Annotated in this window: 4 protein-coding genes; 1 reads left to right on the forward strand and 3 read right to left on the reverse strand. The window is 70.5% G+C overall.

What is annotated here, in order from left to right; translation table 11 throughout:
• Positions 1-616 (reverse strand): urease accessory protein UreG (gene ureG, locus U9980_RS05765; RefSeq protein WP_322766991.1); only part of this gene is annotated, 616 nt, incomplete at its 3' end.
• Positions 617-823: 207 nt separating this feature from the next.
• On the opposite strand from ureG, the gene U9980_RS05770 reads away from it, so the two are divergent.
• Entirely contained in the window at positions 824-1,492 is a 669-nt protein-coding gene (locus U9980_RS05770; protein ID WP_322766992.1) for an endonuclease V, read from the forward strand.
• A gap of 122 nt (positions 1,493-1,614) precedes the next feature.
• Here the strand turns inward: U9980_RS05770 and U9980_RS05775 are convergent, their stop codons facing one another.
• Together U9980_RS05775 and U9980_RS05780 are read right to left on the reverse strand one after the other, a co-directional pair.
• Positions 1,615-2,295, reverse strand: coding sequence for an urease accessory protein UreF (locus tag U9980_RS05775; protein WP_322766993.1), 681 nt, complete (start codon positions 2,293-2,295; stop codon positions 1,615-1,617).
• 46 nt (positions 2,296-2,341) lie between these two features.
• On the reverse strand, positions 2,342-4,072 hold the full coding sequence (locus U9980_RS05780; RefSeq protein WP_322766999.1) for an urease subunit alpha: 1,731 nt from the start codon (positions 4,070-4,072) through the stop codon (positions 2,342-2,344).
• Between the last annotated feature and the right edge of the window lie 6 nt (positions 4,073-4,078).

A 4,078-nucleotide genomic window follows, 5' to 3' on the forward strand; every position in this document is an offset into this window, starting at 1 on the left:
GCGAGGTGAACAGCACCGGGCGCCCGCGCCGGACCCGTTCGGCGTCCCGGGCCATGACGCCGAGGTCCGCGCCCACCAGCGGGGCGAGGTCGGTCTTGTTGACGACGAGCAGGTCGCTGCCGGTCACCCCAGGACCGCCCTTGCGGGGTACCTTGTCGCCGCCGGCCACATCGACGACAAAGATCTGCCGATCGATCAGGCCGTAGCTGAAGGTTGCGGTCAGGTTGTCTCCGCCGCTCTCGACGAAGATCAGGTCAAGCGGGCCGCAAGCCGATTCCAGATCCTCGACAGCATCGAGGTTCGCGGTGATGTCGTCACGGATGGCCGTGTGCGGGCAACAGCCCGTCTCGACCGCACGGATGTGCGTCGGGTCGAGCACGCCCGCCGCGCGCAGGAAGTCGGCGTCCTCGGTGGTGTAGATGTCGTTGGTCACGACCGCGATCCGCAGCGTCTCGCCGAGGGTCCGGCACAGCGCCGCGACCAGCGCGGTCTTACCGCTGCCGACCGGCCCGCCGATCCCGATCCGCACCGCCCGGCCGATCCGGTGCCGCCCGGGTCGGACCGTTCCCCGCAGCGCCGCCCCCAGCAGGGGATGCCTGAAGGTTGTGCTCGACATGCATCGCTACACCTTCTCAGGATCTCTCTCGCACTCGCACTCGCACTCGCACTCGCCATCCGGCCCTGCGGGCGGACGAGCTCAGGTAACGATGTGATTCTGATGCTGTGGGGCCAGCATCAGAATCACATCGTCCGGCCGTGGCCGTGGCCGTGGCCGTGGCCGTGGACCGTGGCCGTGGACCGTGGCTGACGGGGCGGAGAACCGATGCGGATCGAGGACGCGGTAGCCATCCAGGAAAAGCTGCGCGATCAGGTGGACGCGGTGGGCCCGGGGCCGCGCACGGTACACACTGTGGCGGGCTTTGACGTTGCTTATGACACGGCCACCGACCGCGTCGCCGGTGCGGTTGTCCTGCTGGCCGCTCCCGACTGGCAGCCGATCGGTCACGCCACCGCCGCGGGCCGGGCCGCCTTCCCGTACGTGCCGGGTCTGCTGTCTTTCCGCGAGCTACCGGCGTTGCTGGCTGCGTGGGCGGAGCTCCCTGCCGGCAATCCTCCGGATCTGCTGGTCTGCGACGGCTACGGCCTCGTGCACCCACGCCGGTTCGGGCTTGCCTGCCATCTTGGGGTCACGCTCGACCTGCCGACGGTCGGCGTCGCGAAAACGTCGTTCATCGGAAACTACCGTCGCCCGGGGGTCCAGCGGGGCTCGTGGTCGCCGATTGTCGACGGCGGTGACACGGTCGGCCGGGCGCTGCGTACCCAGACGGGTGTCAAGGAGGTCTTCGTCTCCGTGGGGCACCGCATCGACCTGGATACGGCATGTCAGTGCATTCTCGATCTCGCGCCGCGTCACCGTCTACCGGAAACCACCCGCACCGCCGATCGGTTGTCCCGCAGAGCACTGGCGGCAGGTCGTCCCGCCGACTCCTAGCGATCTTTCGAGGTTTGTGCGCCGATCGTCGCCTTGTTGATCGTACAAACCTCGAAAGATCGTTCAGGTTGGCCGGCGGATGGAACGCAGGCCGGCTCGGCCGATCGGCTCGGCCGATCGGGTCAGGACGCGAACATGCGGACCTCGGCAGCCCGGTGGCGCTCGGCGAGGAGGTCCAGGCGCGGTCCGGTGAGCGCAGGCAGGTCCGCGGGCAGGCGGTCGCAGGATGCCGTGGCTTCGGCGGCGGTGTGCTCCAGATCGGCCGCCAGGCACGCGAGTACGGCGGTGACCGCCAGGGGGTCCAGGCCGAGCAGGCGGATGGCGCCCGCCGCTGGCCCGCTGACCACGCCATAGGCCAGCGCGAGCGCAGCGTCGGCGGGGGAGATGCCGGCGTGCGCGGCGACCAGACCGAACGTGACCGGATGGTGCGGCGCCGGGATCGGACAGCGCATTCCCGGCCAGGCCGCGCGACCCGCACGCAGCAGCGCACGACCCTGTGCGCGGCTCGCGGACCGTTGCGCCGGTGACGGCGTCCGCGCGTCGAGCTCCGCGTCCAGTTCGATGATGATCCTGTTCAGGAGCGCCCCGGGCGCTGGGTAGGAGCGGCAGGCGGCCGCGGCGAAGGTGGCGGTGACCAGGCCTGCGGTAGCCAGGCGGCCACGCAGGAACCGCTCGAGATCGTCGAGATCGCGGACGCTGCCATCGACGACCGCGGCCTCGATACCGCCGGAATGCGCGTGTCCACCGGCTGGTAGCCGGCCGTCCGCCAGTAACAGCAACGCCGCCCGGCTCGCAGCTGGCATCCAGGATCCTTCCGGGTGGCTGTCGGAACGGTGATCAGAATGGTGATCAGAACAGGAAGTAGCGCTGGGCCATCGGGAGCTCGGCCACGGGCGCGGCGTCGACGGCATCCCCGTCGATACTCACGGTGAACGTTTCCGGGTCGACCCGAATGTCGGGTGTCGCCGTGTTCTCGGGCAGGTCGGCCTTGCCACGCCGGCGCACGTCGGCTATGGCAACCATCGGCTTGGCCAGGTTGAGCCGCTGGGGCAGACCGTCGTCGAGGGCGGCCGGGGCGACGAACGTCAGCGAGGATGCGGCCGCCGGGCCGGGCGCAGCCCCCCACATCGGACGCGGCAGCACCGGCTGCGGAGTCGGGATAGACGCGTTGGCGTCGCCCATCGCCGCCCAGGCGACACATCCACCCTTGATGACCACGGATGGCCGGACGCCGAAGAACGCGGGGTCGTAGAGGATGAGGTCGGCGAGTTTGCCCGGTTCCACCGAGCCGATCTCGGCGTCCAGGCCGTGCGCGACGGCCGGGCAGATCGTGTACTTGGCGACGTAACGCCGGGCGCGGGCGTTGTCGGCCCGGCCGTCCCCGGGCAGCACGCCGCGCCGCGCCTTCATCACGTGCGCGGTCTGCCAGGTCCGCAGGACGACCTCGCCGATGCGTCCCATGGCCTGCGAGTCCGAACCGATCATCGAGATGGCGCCGAGGTCGTGCAGGATGTCCTCGGCGGCGATGGTGGACGGCCGGATCCGGCTCTCGGCGAAGGCTAGGTCCTCGGGCACCGTCGGGTTCAGATGGTGGCAGACCATGAGCATGTCGAGGTGCTCGTCGAGGGTGTTGACCGTGTGCGGCCGGGTCGGGTTCGTCGAGCTCGGTAGGACGTTCGGTGCCGCGGCCACGGTGATGATGTCCGGTGCATGGCCACCGCCGGCACCCTCGGTGTGGTAGGCGTGGATGGCCCGCCCCGCGATCGCGGCGAGGGTGTCCTCGACGAAACCGGCCTCGTTGAGCGTGTCGGAGTGCAGCGCCACCTGTACTCCGGCTGCGTCGGCGACCCGCAGACAGGCGTCGATCGCGGCGGGCGTCGACCCCCAGTCCTCGTGCAGTTTGAAGCCGGCGGCACCGCCGCGCAGTTGCTCCCACAGCGCGCCCTCACCCACCGTGTTGCCCTTGCCGAGCAGGACGACGTTCACCGGCAGCGTGTCCATCGCCGACAGCATCCGGGCGAGGTTCCACGGGCCGGGGGTGACGGTGGTAGCTCTGGTGCCGTCGGCCGGTCCGGTGCCGCCGCCGATCAGCGTGGTGATGCCGACGCCGAGGGCCTCGGGGACCTGCTGCGGACAGATCAGGTGCACGTGGCAGTCCACCGCACCCGCGGTGAGGATCTTCCCGTTTCCGGCGAGGATCTCCGTACCCGGCCCGATCACCAGGTCGGGATGGACACCGTCCATGGTGTCGGGGTTGCCGGCCTTGCCGAGCGCCACGATCCGGCCGTCCCGGATGCCGATGTCGGCCTTGACCACGCCCCAGTGGTCCAGCACGACCGCGCCGGTGATGACCAGATCGGGGGTGCCTTCCGCGCGCGACGCCCGGGCCTGCCCCATGGATTCCCGAATCACCTTGCCGCCGCCGAACACCGCCTCGTCACCGGTGCCGGCGCCGGCCGGGCCGCGGCTGCGGTCCTCGGTCACCTCGATGAACAGGTCGGTGTCCGCCAGCCGGATGCGGTCACCGACCGTCGGACCATACAGGTCGGCGTAGCGCGCGCGGTCCAGATACCGGCTCACCGGATC

It is taken from the genome of Protofrankia sp. Cr1, assembly GCF_963555865.1.
In the GTDB taxonomy this organism is placed as follows: domain Bacteria; phylum Actinomycetota; class Actinomycetes; order Frankiales; family Frankiaceae; genus Protofrankia.

Excerpts from the sequence above, each read along its gene's own strand:
- U9980_RS05775 (WP_322766993.1), bottom strand. The coding sequence starts at position 2,295 with ATGCCAGCTGCGAGCCGGGCGGCGTTGCTGTTACTGGCGGACGGCCGG.
- U9980_RS05770 (WP_322766992.1), top strand. The coding sequence starts at position 824 with ATGCGGATCGAGGACGCGGTAGCCATCCAGGAAAAGCTGCGCGATCAG.